This is a genomic window from Saccharopolyspora phatthalungensis, from assembly GCF_014203395.1.
Classification (GTDB): Bacteria; Actinomycetota; Actinomycetes; order Mycobacteriales; family Pseudonocardiaceae; genus Saccharopolyspora; species Saccharopolyspora phatthalungensis.
Genome location: NZ_JACHIW010000002.1, coordinates 761981 through 777772 on the forward strand (window position 1 = coordinate 761981; position 15792 = coordinate 777772).

The 15792-nt window shown below is 66.0% G+C and carries 18 protein-coding genes; 5 read left to right on the plus strand and 13 right to left on the minus strand.

Features of this window, described 5'->3' with window-relative positions; all coding sequences use genetic code 11:
- The first annotated feature begins 262 nt into the window (after positions 1-262).
- The gene (locus BJ970_RS30305; protein WP_312864552.1) at positions 263-1408 is read left to right on the plus strand and encodes a L,D-transpeptidase; all 1146 of its coding nucleotides are present in this window, start codon (positions 263-265) and stop codon (positions 1406-1408) included.
- 285 nt (positions 1409-1693) lie between these two features.
- A complete protein-coding gene (locus tag BJ970_RS30310; protein WP_184730575.1) occupies positions 1694-3058 on the plus strand; it encodes an NAD(P)/FAD-dependent oxidoreductase in 1365 nt (454 codons plus the stop codon).
- Between the two features lie 92 nt (positions 3059-3150).
- Here the strand turns inward: BJ970_RS30310 and BJ970_RS30315 are convergent, their stop codons facing one another.
- The 10 genes from BJ970_RS30315 to BJ970_RS30360 form a co-directional block, all read right to left on the minus strand.
- Entirely contained in the window at positions 3151-3474 is a 324-nt protein-coding gene (locus BJ970_RS30315; RefSeq protein ID WP_184730577.1) for a gas vesicle protein K, read from the minus strand.
- Entirely contained in the window at positions 3467-3694 is a 228-nt protein-coding gene (locus BJ970_RS30320; RefSeq protein WP_184732464.1) for a gas vesicle protein, read from the minus strand. Before BJ970_RS30320 ends, BJ970_RS30315 begins: the two co-directional genes overlap by 8 nt.
- A gap of 5 nt (positions 3695-3699) precedes the next feature.
- Positions 3700-4473, minus strand: a complete 774-nt coding sequence (locus BJ970_RS30325; protein WP_184730579.1) for a GvpL/GvpF family gas vesicle protein — start codon at positions 4471-4473, stop codon at positions 3700-3702.
- The gene (locus BJ970_RS30330) at positions 4466-4930 is read right to left on the minus strand and encodes a gas vesicle protein (protein WP_246471902.1); all 465 of its coding nucleotides are present in this window, start codon (positions 4928-4930) and stop codon (positions 4466-4468) included. The genes BJ970_RS30325 and BJ970_RS30330 overlap by 8 nt, the downstream gene beginning before the upstream one ends.
- Positions 4927-5382, minus strand: coding sequence for a gas vesicle protein GvpO (locus BJ970_RS39685; protein ID WP_312864553.1), 456 nt, complete (start codon positions 5380-5382; stop codon positions 4927-4929). The genes BJ970_RS30330 and BJ970_RS39685 overlap by 4 nt, the downstream gene beginning before the upstream one ends.
- A 4-nt stretch (positions 5383-5386) precedes the next feature.
- Positions 5387-5638 (minus strand): gas vesicle protein GvpG, encoded by a 252-nt coding sequence (locus tag BJ970_RS30340; protein WP_184730581.1) that lies wholly within the window; start codon positions 5636-5638, stop codon positions 5387-5389.
- 1 nt (position 5639) lies between these two features.
- Positions 5640-6434, minus strand: a complete 795-nt coding sequence (locus tag BJ970_RS30345) for a GvpL/GvpF family gas vesicle protein (protein ID WP_184732470.1) — start codon at positions 6432-6434, stop codon at positions 5640-5642.
- Entirely contained in the window at positions 6434-6865 is a 432-nt protein-coding gene (gene gvpJ / locus BJ970_RS30350; RefSeq protein ID WP_184730583.1) for a gas vesicle protein GvpJ, read from the minus strand. Before gvpJ ends, BJ970_RS30345 begins: the two co-directional genes overlap by 1 nt.
- A gap of 4 nt (positions 6866-6869) precedes the next feature.
- Positions 6870-7979, minus strand: coding sequence for an SRPBCC family protein (locus BJ970_RS30355; RefSeq protein WP_246471903.1), 1110 nt, complete (start codon positions 7977-7979; stop codon positions 6870-6872).
- A 92-nt stretch (positions 7980-8071) separates the two neighbouring features.
- Entirely contained in the window at positions 8072-8935 is an 864-nt protein-coding gene (locus BJ970_RS30360; RefSeq protein ID WP_184730587.1) for a hypothetical protein, read from the minus strand.
- A 356-nt stretch (positions 8936-9291) separates the two neighbouring features.
- On the opposite strand from BJ970_RS30360, the gene BJ970_RS30365 reads away from it, so the two are divergent.
- The gene (locus BJ970_RS30365; RefSeq protein ID WP_184730589.1) at positions 9292-10806 is read left to right on the plus strand and encodes an FAD-dependent oxidoreductase; all 1515 of its coding nucleotides are present in this window, start codon (positions 9292-9294) and stop codon (positions 10804-10806) included.
- 186 nt (positions 10807-10992) lie between these two features.
- Positions 10993-11319, plus strand: coding sequence for a GYD domain-containing protein (locus BJ970_RS30370; protein WP_221468317.1), 327 nt, complete (start codon positions 10993-10995; stop codon positions 11317-11319).
- A gap of 61 nt (positions 11320-11380) precedes the next feature.
- Here the strand turns inward: BJ970_RS30370 and BJ970_RS30375 are convergent, their stop codons facing one another.
- On the minus strand, positions 11381-12379 hold the full coding sequence (locus BJ970_RS30375) for a hypothetical protein (protein ID WP_184730591.1): 999 nt from the start codon (positions 12377-12379) through the stop codon (positions 11381-11383).
- Between the two features lie 107 nt (positions 12380-12486).
- Positions 12487-13806, minus strand: coding sequence for a serine/threonine protein kinase (locus tag BJ970_RS30380; RefSeq protein WP_184730593.1), 1320 nt, complete (start codon positions 13804-13806; stop codon positions 12487-12489).
- Positions 13807-14164: 358 nt separating this feature from the next.
- Here BJ970_RS30380 and BJ970_RS30385 point away from each other — a divergent pair, with 358 nt between their 5' ends.
- Entirely contained in the window at positions 14165-14506 is a 342-nt protein-coding gene (locus BJ970_RS30385) for a response regulator transcription factor (protein WP_184730595.1), read from the plus strand.
- 21 nt (positions 14507-14527) lie between these two features.
- On the opposite strand, the gene BJ970_RS30390 is transcribed toward BJ970_RS30385, so the two are convergent.
- Entirely contained in the window at positions 14528-15493 is a 966-nt protein-coding gene (locus tag BJ970_RS30390) for a DNA/RNA non-specific endonuclease (protein WP_184730597.1), read from the minus strand.
- Between the last annotated feature and the right edge of the window lie 299 nt (positions 15494-15792).

Here is a 15792-nt window from a genome sequence, read left to right on the forward strand (position 1 = left end):
AGCGTCCGCCACGCGCTCGCGGGCCGTCGAGGGGCCGCCATCGCCCGGGAAGGAAGCAGTGCGTGCAGGTTCGTGCGCTTCGCACGGCAACCTAGACTTCGCGCAGCTGCTCAACATGCCGCCGCCCAGCGGGAGCGCATGATCACCGACGCGGATAATCCCCTTGCGAAGCTGGACAATAAGCTGGCGGCGAGGTGAGCTGATGAGATATCGGATGGACCGAAAAATTGTACGGTTATTCCCGCGACGTCCGATTCATGCGGTGGTTGCATTGGGAATCGTGGTCGGACTGAGCGCGTGCAGCCCGTCCGGCTTGCCGGGTTCGGGGGAAGAAAGACCCTCCACCCCCTCCCCTGTGGTGGACATCACGCCGGCGGCGGGCGACCAGATCAACCCCACTGCGCCGATCGTGGTTTCGGTGCGGGACGGCAGCCTCACGTCGGTCACCGTGACGAGCCCGGCCGGCCAGCAGGTGAAGGGCGCGATGGCCGACGACAAGTTGAGCTGGCGCACCACCGAGGTTCTCGGTTACGGCTCGAACTACGAGGTCACTGCCACCGTGACCGGCAAGGACGGGAAGGCCACCACGCAGCACGGCACGGTCCGCACCCTCACCCCGAAGGCGCAGGCGTATCCCAGCCTCATTCCGGCGCCGAGGGCGGGTAACGATGTCGGCGTCGGTCAGCCGATCGTCGTCCGGTTCGACCACGAGATCAAAGACCGCGCCGCCGCCGAGAAGGGGCTGCACGTCACCGCCACGCCGGACCAGCCCGGGATGTGGTCGTGGATCTCCGCCCAAGAGGTCCACTACCGGCCGCAGCAGTACTGGAAGCCCGGAACCAAGGTGTCCGTCAAGGTCAACCTCTACGGCGTCGACCTGGGCAACGGCGTGTACGGGAAGACCGATCGCACGCTCGACTTCCAGGTGCACGACTCGTGGGTGGCCAAGGCCGATGGCAACACGGAGCAGATGCAGATCTTCCACAACGACAAGCTGGTGAACACCATGCCGATCAGCATGGGCAAGGACATCACGCCCACGCACGTCGGCACGCACGTGATCTCGGACAAGCAGCAGAAGTACACAATGGACTCCTGCACCTACGGCGTGTGTCCCGGCAACCCGGATTACTACCGGTCGGACGAGTTCTTCGCCGAACGCATCTCCAACGACGGCGAATTCGTCCACGAAAACCCGGCCAGCACGCCCCAGCAGGGAAACTCGAACGTCTCGCACGGATGCATCAACCTCGACCAGGCCAATGCCGCGTGGTTCTTCCAGAACTTCGGACTCGGCGACGTCGTCGAAGTAACCAACTCGGGCGGGCCCGCGCTGCCGGTCTGGGACACCTACGGGGACTGGTCGTTGTCGTGGGACAAATGGAAGGCGGGTAGCGCGCTGTCTTGACGCCCGGACGGTGGTGATTTCAGTGGAAATCGACGTGGCGATTTCCACTGAAATCGCCACTGGTCAAGCCAGGCCGGGTAGCGGGGCAGCTGGTGCACCGCCTGGTCAAGGCCCGAGGAAAGCTGCCCGGAGCCGTCGCCAAGCCGGGTGTTTCGGCGGATGGCGCTGAGGGAATACCTCCACCGCAAGGCAGCCCAAGTTCAAAAGCTCCTCCTCGCCTCTGTTTGACCGGCTTGCGAGCCGGGTAATAACGATCTTGAGGGCCGATGCGAGGAGGACACCACAATGGGACGAAACCGAGTGGTGATCGTCGGCGGCGGATTCGCCGGCTATCACGCAGCGAAGCTCCTGTCGAGGCAAATGCTCCCGGAGGAAGCCGAAATCGTCCTGGTCAACCCCACGGACTACTTCCTGTACCTGCCGCTGCTGCCGGAGGTCGCCGCCGGGATACTGGACCCCCGCGCGATCTCGATCTCGCTGCCGGCGACTCTGCCGAGGGCCCACTTGGTGCTCGGCGAGGTCACCGCGATCGACTCGGACCGTCAGGAGCTGGTCTACGTCGACCCGGAGAACAACACCCGGGAACTGGGTTTCGACCGGCTCGTGCTGGCGGCGGGCAGCGTCAACAAGTTGCTTCCCATCCCGGGACTGGCCAGCCACGGGCACGGATTCCGCGGCATACCCGAGGCGCTGTACTTCCGCGACCACGTGACCCGCCAGGTGGAGCTCGCCGGGGCGACCGATGACCAGGACGAACGCGACGCGCGCTGCACCTTCGTCGTGGTCGGCGCGGGTTACACCGGCACCGAGGTCGCCGCGCAAGGACCCGGGTTCACCCGCATACTCGCCGAGCGCCACCCGGAGCTGGGTGAGCAGCCAATGCGCTGGATGCTGCTGGACATCGCGCCCCGCGTGCTGCCCAGCCTCGATCGGCGGCTGTCCCGTACGGCAGACCGGGTCCTGCGGGAGCGCGGTGTCGAAGTCTGCACCAAGACGTCGATCGACGAAGCGACGGAGGACGGCGTCACCCTGAGCACCGGGCGGTTCGTGCCCACCCGCTCGCTGATCTGGTGCGTAGGTGTGCGACCCGATCCGCTCGTCGACTCCCTAGGTCTGCGCACGGAGCAGGGCAGGCTGGCCGTCGACGAGACGCTCCAGGTCCCCGGCAAACCGCACGTGTTCGCGTGCGGGGACGCAGCCGCCGTCCCCGATCGCAGCCGTCCCGGGCAGCTCACGCCGATGACCGCACAGCACGCCGTCCGGCAGGGCAAGCTCGCCGCACACAACGTCGCCGCGTCGCTGCGGCACGGCCGGCTGTCCCGATACCGGCACCACGATCTCGGGTTCCTCGTCGACCTCGGTGCGGGCAAGGCGGCGGCCAACCCCTTGCACATTTCGCTGTCGGGTCTGCTCGCCAAGGTCGTCACCCGCGGGTATCACCTGTTCGCGATGCCTGCCAACCGGGTGCGAACCGCGCTCGATTGGGCGTTGGAAGCGCTCATGACCCGGCAAACCGTGCAGCTCGGCCTCGTCCGATCCGGCGCCGTGCCGCTGGACACGGCATCTCCCGAAGTCCCGCACATGCGCACGGACGGGCGCCGGAGCGAGGACCGTTCGCCCGCTCGCACGCCTATCGCCGAAAGGAGCTGACCGCGCCCGGCGCGCGGCCGAGTCCGGGTTCCCTAGATTTCCCAATATTAGGCAAAATCGGAATCGACGCCTTCCCGGTCCCGGCATATCGCTCATCGATCGCGAGGCAGCAGCGGGCCGAGCGGGCCGAGGTCGAGGTTGAGATCGTCGGGCGAAAACCCGAACCGATCGCGCAGTTCGGTCATCGCCTCTTCGAGCTTCATCAGGGCAAGTCCCAGTTCCTCGACCTGGTCGTCGCCGAGCGTGCCTTGGTCGACTCGGCGCAGCGCCTGACGTTCCATGAGCTGGCGCAGCAGCTCGACGATGGTCAGCACGAGCCGGACCAGATCGCGTTGCACCGAATCGGCATCGGTCTCGATCCGATGTTGCAGTCTCCCCGATCTGTCGATCCGGCGGTGCTCCGGCTGTTCACTCATCGCCGCCCCGCTCCCAAGAGTCGACGTCCGCCGTGCTCTCCTGGATCGATGTGATGATCGCACGCAACGACACCCGCACCAGGTCCACTCCGGCCAGCGAGATGGTCACATCCCCGGTGAGCACCACGCCCCCGGCCAACAACCGGTCCAGCAAGTCGACGAGCGCGATTTCACGCGTATCCCGAACGCTTCGCGGGCTCACGTCGTATCCTGCGGTCATCGTGCTCACGTTCGCTCCGTAGCCACCACGGCGAACGAGTACGGGGCCCACGGGCCGGTCAGCTCGGTCCGCAGCGGGCTTGTCCTCGCGATGTTGTCCACTGCGGAGGCGAATTCCGCGGATCGCTCGTCGTCCACCAGATAGGCACCGTTGAGCACCATCAAGCCGCGGTAGGCCGCGAGCTCGCGATTCTGCGGCGGGTGCAGTCGGCTCGCCTGGGCGAGCTCGCTCAGTGCATCGTGGATCTCGCCTGCCTGTTCCAACGCTTCTTGCTCCGCCTCGGCCTGTCCTTCCCGTCGTTCCCGGATCTTGCCGAGGTAAGCCTTCCCGGGGCGCTCGGCCGTGTCGGCCTCCGATTCAGCGGGTTGCGCTGCGCTCTTGCTGAGGTCGGCGTATGCCTTGACTCCCCACTCGGTGCGGCCAGTCATCAGCTCCAGGACATCGAGGAACGCGGGCTCTTGCTCGGCCAAAGCGGTCTGAACGCGGGCGTCGTTGTAGTAGACCGTGGCCAACGCCAGTGGCGCGACGGTCGAGTCGGCGGCTGCCGTATCGACGACGCGATTGTGCTCGCGCACCGTTGTTTCCAACCACCGCATGTCTTCCAGGTTCTTCCGGAGTCCGAGTTCGTCGAATTCGTCCGCCGGCACCGTGCTGACCAGCGCCGCGAGCGCACCAGAGGTCACCAGTCGAACCTCCGCACCGGCGATCCCCGCCACCTCCGGCCGCAGGTCGGCGTCCGCCCGCGAGATCGCGTACACATAGGACAGCGTCTCAGCCACGATCCCGCTCCTCGGCGGAACGACTTGGCGTGCTTCGACGAGCGCGTTGTTCTTCGTTGCTTTGCTCTATCGCGCCCCGAGACGGTTCGCGTTCGGATTCGAGCTCGCGGACCTGCGATCGCAGCTGTCGGTTCTCTTCGACCAGGTCGCGGTGTCCCGACGACAAGGTGGGGTCGTGTTCCCACCAATCGATCCCCATCTCGCGGGCGCGCTCGACGGAGGCGACCACGAGCCGGAGTTTGATGGTGAGCAGTTCGATGTCGAGCAAGTTCACCTGGATATCGCCTGCGATGACGATTCCCTTGTCCAGGACGCGCTCAAGGATGTCGGCGAGGTTGGCGGACTCCTGTCTGGCCGGGGCCGCCGCGCGTTGTCCATACCAGACCGGTGCGCGCGCGCCACCGCCTCCGGCCGCTGCGGAGGTCATCGGGCGCCCCTCGGCGTCGTGCTCGGTCATCGTTCGTCGCCTCGCCCCCTGGAATAGCGGTCGACCCGGCGGTAGGAAAGGAGGTCGCCGTCCTGGTCCAACTCCGCCTCGTACACGGCCAGGATGTCCGTGGTGTCCGGGACCCGATGGCTCTCGACCACCTCGATGCCCACGAGCCAGCCGGCACCCACGCGCTCGATGGAGGTGACGGTCTCCGGCTCCTTTCCCGTCAGTTCGTGCACCTGGCGAACGGCCAACTGGGCGGCCTGGGTCGCACTGAGCGACCGCTCCCTTTCCTGCCTGGCTCGCCCGTCCGCATCGCTGTCCGGTTCCGGTCGCGCTCGCTGCGGCTTGCGGTCCTTCTCCACTCGGCCACCGGCGGTGCCCGCGGGACCCGATCCCGTTTGCTGCGGCCGGATTCTGCGGGGCCGCTGCGCCGAAGGCTCGCGGTCCCTGGCATCGTCGCTGCGCGCGGTTGCCACCTAATCACATCTCCCCTGCTTGGCGTCGGCGCTGCGCTTCGAACAGTCGGGCCAGCAAGTCCTCGTGCAGTTCGTCGCGCTGCTGATCGGTCAACTCGCCGGCCGCATGCGCGTCATCGACGTCGGCGATCTGTCGCTGGATGAGCGCGGGGTCGTAGTATTGCCCCTCCGCCTGCCGCTTTATCTGCTCGGCGATCCATACGGCACTTCGGACCGGTGCCAGCGGGAGCGTGAACAGCCCAGAGAGAAGACCCATGTCAGACCTCCGGCAGGAAATCGTAGGGCGCGAGCGGACCGATCAAGCGCAGGTTGATCCGCCGGTCCCACCGCTCCCCCAGCTCGTCCACTGCTTGCTCGAATTGCGGCACCTGGTCCCGATCAACGAGGAAGGCGACGTCCACCGCATCGTCCTCGGCGGGGACCTGATGTGGATTGGTCGCCAGGACCGTGGATGAGACCGACGTGATCAGCTCTTCGGTGTCCGCTTCGCGCTTTCTCACCACCGCCTGGTTGACCAGCTCACCCAGCCTCAGGCGTTCGGCGTAGCCCGCTTCCTCAGGCACGCCGCGCAGCGTTTCGCGCAGTTCCTGGACCGCCGGCTCCTCGGCCACGACCTCACGAATGTGCGCGCTATCGGCGTAGCGGCCCCGAATGGTGTACTGCACCGACCCCGCGAGTTCGGACAGCATCGCCTCGAAATGGTCGTGGTGCGGCGCCAAAAGCTCGTCCACGACCGCATCGACGCTGCTCACGACGGCGCCGAAGCGCATCGGAATCACGGCCGTATCGGCTGCCAACGTGTCGAGCACACGCTCATGCGCGAGCAAGTCCTCACGGATACCGAGCGGACGAACGAGCTCGACCTCGCTGACCAATGCGGAGAGCTCGCCGTGCGACACCAGCTTCACCGCAGCCTCCTGGTCCCCGACCGAAGGCAGTTCTTCCGGCAGCCGCTGCCTCTGGTTGAGGATCCCGTAGACGTACACACCGTGATCGACCGGACCCGACCGTCCAGCTTGGACGTCGTTGTCCTTTTCCGCACGCGTGGTCATCATTCACGCCCCCGACCATCCGATTCCCGGCGCGGTGGACGACGGCGAACGGGTTGCTTCTCGCGCTTCTCTTCGCCCGCACCGCGAAACTCGTCGAACTTGTCCTTGGCGGCGTCGATCACCCCTTTGGTCTTGCCTTCGACGGCGCTTTTCGACATGCCCTCCATTAGTTCCGGGAGGTCCTTGCCGCCCTTCTGGTCCAAGTCGAGCCTGTTGGTGGCCTCGGCGAACCGCAGATACGTGTCCACGCTGGCGACGACGACGCGCGCATCGACCGTCAGCAACTCGATCCCCACGAGCGAAACTCGCACGAACGCATCGATGACCAAACCCTTGTCCAGAATGAGCTCGACAACATCCGCGAGGCTGCTCGCCGACCCCCGCTGCACGGGGGAGCCACCACCGCCGCCTTGCGTGCTCGCCACCGTCATGCGATCACCTTCTCCGACTGGATGTCACGGATTCACGGCGACTCCGGCTGCTCTCTTCCTCGTCGCCACGGCCCTCGTCTTCCTCGTAGTCCTCGCCGTCACGTTCCGCATAGCCCTCGTCTTCGTCGCCGTGGTCGTCCGCTTCCTCGTACTCTTCGTCGGATTCGGGGTAATCTTCGGCCCGCCCGGCCTCGTCTTCCTCGCCGTAATCCTCCTCGTCGCCGTATTCTTCGTCGTACTCTTCTTCCTCTTCGGCTTCCCCGCGCTCGCCCTCGTATTCCTCCTCTTCGGCAGGGGCTTCGCGGAGGCCGCCTTCCTCTTCCTCCTCGCGCATGGCTTCCTCGTGCGTCCTGACGACCTCCCGGTCGCGGATCTCGCCACGCCAGCCTTCGACCTGGTCCGGTTCCAAGATCGTCTGCGTCATCATGTGCCGCTTGATGTACTTGAAGTCCGCACGAACCCGGCGTCCCTGCGCCCGCCACAAGTTGGCGGTCTTCTCGAAGAAGCCCTGGGGGTAGTATTCGATGACGAGCAGGATTCTCGTCATGTCCGGCGCGAGTTCGTGGAACGTGACCGAACCGTCCACCGATCCTTTCGCGGCCTTCGAAGTCCAGATGATGCGGTCATCCGGAACCTGTTCGATGATCGAGGCTTCCCAGCTCCGCTTCGACAGGAAGATCTGCGCCTGCCAATTGACCTTCTCGTCGGCCTCCTGGTCCACGCTGAGGACTTTCTTCGTCATGCTCGGATAATCCTCGAACCTGGTCCACTGGTCGTACACGACCCGAAGCGGCAGTCCCACATCGTTGTGCTCGATGATGTTGACGACCTTGGCCTTGCCCTTCTTCCCCCCTTTGGCTCCGCCGCCTCCGCCCAGCCCTATTGCCTCCTTGGCCTTTACCGTCATGCCGGTCAAACCTGCCTTCAACGCCGACTTGACCGGCGAGCCTCCCGCGGCCAATTCCTTGCCCCCCGTCACTGCTGCCATCAGGCCGGCCCCGCCATTGGCTGCCGACGCCGTCAGTCGTTGGGTCATATCTTCGACTTTGTCGCTGACGTAACCCGCTGCCCGTTCCCCAACGGCGGTCAGCAGATCCTGGAAGCCGGCCTTCAAGGGCTCCAGTGGCAGCTCACTCAGAAACCCACCCGACCCGGCGGAACGACCCTCTTTGGACGGCTCTGCCATGGTCAATCACCTCAGCTCGCTCAGGACGACTTCCTCGTGGCGGAAGACTCAGAACTCTCACCCGACTTGCGCTGCCCCGCAGTTGCGGACCTGCTTTGACTCGGTGTCCGGCCAGTTGACCGACCTTCGGTTGCACCGTGGGACTGTCTGGGGGACCGTCTGGCCGTCTTGGACTCGTCCCGCCCGGCCGTCGCCGAGCCCGACTCGGAATGCTGCTTCGGGGCGGGACCGCCTTGCCGATCACTCGGCACAGAGTGACGTGTGCCGGTGCGGCGTGACGTTGGCCGTCCGGACGATCGAACGCGGGCACGGTCGGCGCCTCGCGATGATCGCTCCGGAGCCGCTTGTTCGGCGCTCTCCTCGGCTGCGGTTGCGTCCTCGTCCGGGAACTCCTCCGGCCCTTCCTCGGAGGTCCGCTGGGCCAGACCGGAGGCGCGCTTGACCCCACCGGAGGCCCGCTTGCCCAGGCCAGATGCCTGCTTCCCGGCACCGGCGGCCTGCTGCCCGACGACGGCGACTTGTTCCCCGGCACCGGCGGCCTGCTGCCCGAGCGCGGCGGCTTGTTCCCCGACCCCGCCGGCCCGCAAACCGGCCGCCCGCTTGGTCAAACTGTCACCGAGAGAATCGATCTTGCTCGACGCCGCCGCGATCGCCGCGGATTTAGCCGCATTAATCAGCTGCTCACGCGCCTCATTCGTCAACTTCTTCAACTCAGGTGACGCTTGCACCAACTTGCTCCCTTGCGCGAGCAGTTCCTTGGGCCCCCCGGCGTAACGCCGCCCTGCCACCATTCCGGCGGCGGCGATCGCGAGCTTCATCTTCCGGCTGCGCCCGAGGACGTAGCCGACAGCAACCGCCAAAGCGATTTGAGGTCCCGATTTCATGATCAACCCCTCAGCACGAGTCCCGGGCGGCCCGTTGCGCGAAAGCGCAAAACCCCACCGATCCCAATGTCGCCCTATCATCCAGCCGCCGCGGCGACCATCTGTAGGAGGGCTACCCTGCCGCTAGCGACACAACACACATCGCCGTGCGCAGCGCCATGATCAAACCCTGAAGATCTCGACAAGCACATGTCCTTCGGGGTACCTCGCTCACCTGGTCCCAAACATCTGTTCACCAGCGGGCGCGGAACGCCCCAAAAATCAGTTGTTGCGACCGCGCTCCGGCGGGCGTGCGGTTTTCGGTCGCCGGGACGGGGAAACCAACGGTTGTCGGTCCTGGTAGGCGATGGAGGGACATGACCACGCACAGCCACACGGCGCGGAATTCGCCGTGGACACAGGCTCAGCGGCCGGAATACCCCGTACTGCGCGGTCGGCGGTCTTTCGACGTCGCCGTCATCGGCGGCGGGATCACGGGGCTGACCACGGCTCTGCTGCTGAAACGGCAAGGTGCCCGGGTCGCGGTGGTGGAAGCCGACCGGGTCGCCTCGGGGGCGACCGGCAACAACACGGCGAAGGCCACCGCGTTGCAATCGACCATGTACACCACGATCCGCGAGCACCGCAGCAGGGATGCGGCGCAGGTGTACGCGGCGGCAAGCACCGCCGCGGTGGAGAAGATCGCGGAACTGGCCACTGAGGAGTCCATCGCCTGCGGGTTAGGGCGGCAGCCCGCGTACACCTATGCCGTGGACGATGCCGGGATGCGTGCCGTGGAGACCGAGGCCGAGGCGGCCAGGGAAGCGGGGCTTCCGGTCCTGGCGGACGAGACTCCGGATCTCCCGTTCCCGGTCATGGGCGCGCTGCGGCTGGACGGCCAGATCGAATTCGACCCGGTACGCTACGCGCTGGGTTTGGCGGAACTCGTGCACGGTGACGAGTCCGCGATCTTCGAGCAGAGCAGGGCGTTGCGGCTGACCGACGGTTCGCCATGCCGGATCAATACGGCCTTCGGGTCGCTCACGGCCGATCAGGTGGTCGTCGCGACCCACTCCCCGGTTTTGGACAGGGGACTGCACTTCGCGCGGTTGAAAGTCGAACGGTCCTATTGCATCGCCGCGCGGTTGCGCGGAGTTCCCCCACGGGGACTGTCGATCAACGCCGGGAGGCCGGTTCGGTCGCTGCGCTCCCACGGCAGTGAGCTGATCGTCTGCGGCGAGGGACACCCCACCGGTGCACGCGGAATCGCCGCCGCACAATACGGGCGTCTGGAGGAGTTCGCCCGAACCCATTGGGATGTCGAAGAAATCACCCACCGCTGGTCGGCGCAGGACCCCACCTCGTACGACCACTTCCCGATGGTGGGCGCCGCCGTCCCGTTCTCCTCCCGGCTCTTCGTGGCCACCGGGTTCATGAAGTGGGGGCTGACCGGCGGGACCTTCGCCGCGATGGTGCTGACGGACCTCCTCGACTCACGGGACAACCCGTGGGCGGCTTCGCTTTCGCCGAACCGGTTCTCGCCTGCTTCGTGGTGGGAGCTGGCCCAGATCAACTTCGGCGCGGGTGTGGACTTCGTCAGCGATCGGCTGACGACGGGAAACCACATCGCGACCAAGGACGTGGTTCCGGGCGTGGCGCGGGTGATTCGTCATGGGACCGATTTCACCGGCGTCTACCGCGACGAGGACGGCTTGCTGCACTGCGTCTCGCTGCGCTGCACCCATCTTGGTTGCCTGCTGCGCTTCAACGGTGCCGAACGGAGTTGGGACTGCCCCTGCCACGGTTCCCGGTTCGATGTCGACGGCGCCGTCCTGGAGGGCCCGGCCGTGCAGCCGTTGGAGGTCAAAACTCCACCGGAGTCGGAACATTGAGCCCAATACGCCGCGCCGGGGTGTCCTTACAAGACAGACCCCTGGACGCCATCGCCGAATCCGGCCACTACTTGGCCTCCGGAGGCCTTTGGACTCTTTCGTCAACGCCAGCCGGGGGTGACCGTTCAGTCCTGGCCGTGCAGTGCGTTCGGCGCGCACGGCCGTGCAGGACCAGCGGGGGGAGTGATGGAAGTGCCCAAGTACCTGGTGCAAGCGACCTACACCGACGAGGGTGTCAAGGGACTGCGCGAAAAAGGCGGCACGGCCCGGGTGGAGGCCGTGCGGGAGGCGGTTGCCCAGCTCGGTGGCGGGGTGGAATCGTTTTACTTCGCCTTCGGCGAGGTCGACACGTATGTCGTCGTCGATCTGCCGGACAACGCTTCGGCAGCATCGCTTGGGCTGGCTGTCAGCGGATCCGGGCGGGCACGCACCAAGACCGTCGTCCTGCTGAGTCCCGCCGAGGTCGACGATGCGGCGTCGAAGGAGTTCGACTACCGGCCGCCGGGCGGATGACGCCAAGAGACAACGTCGCTGCGGTCGCCGGGCGAGGACACCCGGCGGCGCGATGGCGTGTTCACGCCCGGCCGTAGAGGGGTGCCCGCGACGGGGGCGCCGCCGCAGCGGTCGCGGGTTGCGGGCTTGGCACGGCCTCCATGACTTCCCGGCCTCGGGCGTCGACGGCCTTGGTGAACAGGTGCTGTGCGGCTCCGAAGATGACGGCCCAGCCGACGATCTGCGCCGACGAATCGAGGGATGACAATCCTGGTACGAAATCGGCGCGCATGAGCAGGATGCCAAGCACGGCCGTCACCGCCCCGGCCGGAAGCTTGAGGCACGCGAGTGCAAGCGGCACATTGGACGGGGTCGGGCTGCCCTTGAGCTGGCGCAGCGCGGCAGCGGCGGTAACCGCTGCCGCGACGAATCCGGCCGCTTCGATGACGGCGTAGTCGAATGACGAAGCGGCGGCCTCGAAGCTTGCGTCCCGATTCTGCTTGAACGGAGCTTCGCCAAGGGGGCACACGACTATTTGTTCCGTTAGCGGTAGCGCGTTCGGGGTGGGACCGAAGCACATCGGCAGCAGTTTCTGATTGAGGAAGGAGACGACCGCGATCGCAACGGCCATGCACAGCAGGCCGCTGGTCCAATACCACACGAGATGCGAAAAGCTGCGCTCACGAACGATTTCGCGCTCCTGGACCCAGTAGGCCTCGCGTACGGCATCGATCACGGTCTGCTGCTGGGACGCGATAAGCCTCCCGTCCGCAGAACTCTTGAAGATCCTCTCCACGGACAACCGACGCCTGTCCTCGGGCGGCAGGGCATCCTCGATCAGCATGAGAAGGTCGGGCAGCATGCCGCGGAGATCTTCGAGCGAAACCATCCGAAGCACGAGGACGTGGGCGGCGTGGATGTGGGCGAGTGCACTGTCCACCCCGTGCGCCCGACGCGGCCACCACGTCCGGCGGAGAACTCGTTGAGCGCACTTGAGGTGCATGCGGGCACTTGCCGCCATCTTCTCGGTGCACAGCTCGTGCGGTGCGGAGCAATTCTCCGCCCATTCCACGACTGCCATCAGTTCGTCGATGCGGGCGAATGCCCTGTTCCCCCAAGGCCATCGTCGACCGTGGACTTTTCGTGACACGGCGTCCTGATCGCTTTCCCGCGCGGCGTTCACGTCGCTCACCCGCGCGGCGATCGAGCGGCCGAGACCGCGGCCCACGCCACCTCCGGATGCCGGATGTCGCTGTGTGCCTGGGCGAACCAGGACAGGTTCCGGTTGATGACGCCGTTTGCGTCGAGGCGGTAGAACACGCCCGGCTGGAACCCGTAGTCCGTGCCCTGCTCGGCCATCGTGGCGCTCCGGACGCCGGTCTGCTGGTAGCCGTCGTGGCCCATCGCTCCCCAGCGGTAGTTGATCTGGGCCACCAACTCGGCGTCCTGCCAGGCGAGTCTGCTGGCGTTGGGATACCACCAGCCGACCGCGCGGTCGGCGTCGCTGAACGTGCACACGAGTGGGCCGTCGACCCGGTCGGCGTACTCGGCCAACACGCCGGCGCCCTCCCGCACCGGGGCTCGCGGTGCGAAGGCGAAGTGGCTGAAAGCGCCCTGCATCAGGTACAGCGACTTGACCGGACTGTTCGTACCACGCCTCTCGGGCGCGAGACCTTCGAGGGCGAACGAGACGAGTCGGGCCCCGAAGCTGTGGCCGAGCAGGTGCACACGCGCGTCATGGACGGACTGCCCGCACTGTTCGAGCAGGGGGCCGAGACCATTGCGGCCGATCACCCCGGCGCGTTCCTTCATCTCGTAGTAGCTGAGCACCCGCAATGCCTCGCGTGCCCCCTGCCACATTCGTCCGAACGGATTGAGCTCCTGCTCGCTTCCACCATTCCCGGGTGAGAGTGCGGCCATCGCGTCGAACACCCGCCCCGGCGGTGCGTTCATCACCTCCACCTCTCCCGCGTCTTCCGGGGCGTTGCTGGGTGTGGTCACGAGTCCTTTCGCCAGGCGAAAAAACTCCACGAGCCGGTCCGGGTCCTGCGGCCGCCGGTCGAGCAGGTCGCCGATCCGCTTCAGCTGCGCTTGCTGGTCCGGGAAGGCGGGGGCGAGCGCTTCCGCGAGCTCTGCGCCTGTCGACACCTCTGCGGTGGCCTGTGGGGACGCCAACGCCCCCAGAGCCCGGGGCACCGATGCCTCCGGGACCTGCGGGCCGCTGGCGGCGGGGGCGTCTTCCGGAAACAGCAACGCAGGCCACAGCACTCCGACGAACCCGGTATTCGCCCGCTGCTCCGCGGGGAGCATCCCCGCGACGAGCCCGAACATCTCCGAGTACAGGTCACGCGCGCCGGCGAAGGAACTGTTCCAGCCGTGGCTGAGCACGAAGAGCTCCCGTGCCCCCGCACTCGCGATGATCTCGGGCAGTTTTCCGCCTTGGCGGAGCATGCCCGCCTCGTCGAACTCGACTTCCCAGTACGGCACACCACCGATCTGTTGCGTCATCTCTCCCCCTCCGAGTCGACGAGAAGCGGTCCGGCCGGCCACCGCCTGCTCGTGACCTTTCCCCAACGCTGCCCCGCGTCCCCTCGTTGGCCGGGAGGCTGGTAGACACGACCAGTAAGCCAAAGGTGCGCAGCCGGCGGCAATGAGCACACCGATCCATGCGGGATCCACATGTGCCCAATCCCCGCCACTCGTGTCCTGTTGCACGCGGGGATTCCTGCGCTTCGGTCGGACCGGTCAGTCGCTCGCAGGCGGCGTGCGCGTTGGATTGACTATGAACCCACTTTGGCCCCGCCGGGATCATTCTGCCGCCTGGACGGCAAAGCCATGATGTCCGGGAGGCGAGGAGGTTCTTATCATGAATGCCAGGATCTTCCTCATCGACATGCCACGCATGATGCGTGAGATCATTCAGGTCGTTGTCACGCAACGGCGCGGGATCGACATCGTTGGCAGTGCCGGAAACGCGGATAGCGCCCGACAGGTTGTACTGAGCATCAACAGCACACGAGCCGACCTGGTGGTCCTGACCACCGGGTACCACCAGCTTCCCGACCTGCTGATGCAGCTGCTCGTACAAGGTTCGCCCGTGCACCTCCTGATCATGACGGGCGACGGCCGCGAGGCGTTCCACTGCCGCCCGCTCGGAGAGATCTCGCCGGAAGCGCTGCTCAACATCGTGGACGGGATCATGCGCTGAGCGCACATCCGGCATGTCGAGCTAGAGCACCAGGTTGGAGAAGTCGCTGTGTAACGGCACCCTGCCGACACGCGCTTCGAGTCCATCCGACGTCAACGGGGTTTCGTGCGTCTCCAGGTACCGGAAATCAAGGCCCGTTTGTGCTCGCAGGTGCGCCAGCGAAATGCGGTAGGTACCGGCTTCGAAGACCGCCGCGAAGGGGAGCATGTCGTCGATCAGTCTCGTTTGGTCAAGCAGGTATGCCGAGACGCGAAGCGCACCACCGGGATCGCGGTAGCCGATGACTTTCCAGTACGCCAGGGGAAGCCGGACGCCCTTGTACAGCGGGTCGTCATCGGTCATGACCGGGCCCGTGAACACGGTTATCTTCTTGTCCGTGAGGTCGGCGTTCTCCAGGATGAAGTTCTCCAGCCCCAGCCAGAGCTCTGTTCCCTGGTTGAACTTCTCATGCTGCGGCGAACAGTTCGTGAAGTGAAACGTATCGTCGTTCGCTCGCGCCGGGTCGGCTCCCCAAACCGGATCCAGCCGCCGCACGAGGTGCCCCCGGTCCAGCGCGTTGCGCCGGTAAAGCGACTCGCCGATCTGCTCCGATTCCGCGATGCGCGGGTCGAAGTACCACTTGTCCGCCTGCCGGTCGAATTCGACGGTCTTAGCCCCGTCGATGTTCACCGCCGTGTAGTAGGCCAGTTGACGGCGCCGATTGACAACGATGCTGAAGTGCGTGTACGGCAGGACGGTGGGATCCTTGCCGGCGGGCGCATCATTGTTCTTCGCCGCATTGCGACGCTGTTCGTCGGAGAGTTCCGGTAACGACAAGTCGGTCCCGAGGAATCCCGGTTCGTATCCCGTGTAACCGTCGTAATAAGAGTGCGGGCGGGCGATTTCGGCCGGCGTGTAGGCAACCTGAGCGAGCTCCGCCGTCGCCGATTCTCCTATCTCTATTGCGATGTTGAGTGGAACAGTCAGCCTGGGCTGCGGACTTTGCATGATCGTGCCTTTCGTTTGGTCGAGGTCGACTCGTCGAGAGCTGCCAGGCGAATTCCACCCCGGCCTGCTGGAGGACCTGGTCACCGGCAAGCCGCCACGGCGGCACGGCCTCGTTGCCCTGGAGGTAGCTACCACATCGTCGGATGGCTTCGACGGCCTCGGTATGGGCCCGACGGTTCAAATGAGGCTCAACCCAGTCGCGGACCGGGTTCACGCGCCCATCCGGTTTCACCACGAACCAACGCACATTTGGTTGCAGCGGCCCAACTTCGAACCGCCCATCGGGCCATCGTGGCCGA

Coding starts and splice junctions, on each gene's coding strand:
- BJ970_RS30340 (WP_184730581.1), bottom strand. CDS start 5,638: ATGGGTCTTCTCTCTGGGCTGTTCACGCTCCCGCTGGCACCGGTCCGA.
- BJ970_RS30345 (WP_184732470.1), bottom strand. CDS start 6,434: ATGACCACGCGTGCGGAAAAGGACAACGACGTCCAAGCTGGACGGTCG.
- BJ970_RS30380 (WP_184730593.1), bottom strand. CDS start 13,806: ATGACGCAACAGATCGGTGGTGTGCCGTACTGGGAAGTCGAGTTCGAC.
- BJ970_RS30385 (WP_184730595.1), top strand. CDS start 14,165: ATGAATGCCAGGATCTTCCTCATCGACATGCCACGCATGATGCGTGAG.
- BJ970_RS30375 (WP_184730591.1), bottom strand. CDS start 12,379: ATGGCAGTCGTGGAATGGGCGGAGAATTGCTCCGCACCGCACGAGCTG.
- BJ970_RS30370 (WP_221468317.1), top strand. CDS start 10,993: ATGGAAGTGCCCAAGTACCTGGTGCAAGCGACCTACACCGACGAGGGT.
- BJ970_RS30315 (WP_184730577.1), bottom strand. CDS start 3,474: ATGAGTGAACAGCCGGAGCACCGCCGGATCGACAGATCGGGGAGACTG.
- BJ970_RS30360 (WP_184730587.1), bottom strand. CDS start 8,935: ATGAAATCGGGACCTCAAATCGCTTTGGCGGTTGCTGTCGGCTACGTC.
- BJ970_RS30390 (WP_184730597.1), bottom strand. CDS start 15,493: ATGCAAAGTCCGCAGCCCAGGCTGACTGTTCCACTCAACATCGCAATA.
- BJ970_RS30320 (WP_184732464.1), bottom strand. CDS start 3,694: ATGACCGCAGGATACGACGTGAGCCCGCGAAGCGTTCGGGATACGCGT.
- gvpJ (WP_184730583.1), bottom strand. CDS start 6,865: ATGACGGTGGCGAGCACGCAAGGCGGCGGTGGTGGCTCCCCCGTGCAG.
- BJ970_RS30310 (WP_184730575.1), top strand. CDS start 1,694: ATGGGACGAAACCGAGTGGTGATCGTCGGCGGCGGATTCGCCGGCTAT.
- BJ970_RS30330 (WP_246471902.1), bottom strand. CDS start 4,930: ATGACCGAGCACGACGCCGAGGGGCGCCCGATGACCTCCGCAGCGGCC.
- BJ970_RS30365 (WP_184730589.1), top strand. CDS start 9,292: ATGACCACGCACAGCCACACGGCGCGGAATTCGCCGTGGACACAGGCT.